The organism is Microbacterium sp. NPDC055599 (assembly GCF_053618975.1).
Genome location: NZ_JBSHIM010000017.1, coordinates 1 through 291, shown reverse-complemented (window position 1 = coordinate 291; position 291 = coordinate 1). Strand labels below are relative to the sequence as shown.

Sequence of the window (291 nt, the reverse complement as noted above, 5' to 3'; positions counted from 1 at the left end):
GCGGAAGCTGCAGCAGCGGCGGCGGCGGGAGCGGCAGCAGCGGCGGGAGCGGCAGCAGCAGTGGCGGCGGGAGCGGCAGCAGCGGCGGGAGCGGCAGCAGCAGTGGCGGGCGACGGCACGGTCCCGGCGGACGACGGCACGGTCCCGGCGGGCGGCCATGGCTCGCCACCGGCGACGCGCGGCAGACCCCGGCGCACCGTCGCGGCGCCGGGTGTGGTCGCGGGGGCGGACGGCGCGCCGCCCGCGATCGAGGCTCCGGGCGCATCAGTCGCGGCACCCTCGGCGGGAAAG

At 81.4% G+C, this 291-nt stretch carries 1 pseudogene; it reads right to left on the bottom strand.

Going from position 1 to position 291, the window contains the following annotated elements:
• Positions 1 to 291 (bottom strand): annotated as a pseudogene (locus tag ACWGQ1_RS15430) (cytochrome b/b6 domain-containing protein); the annotation flags it as partial.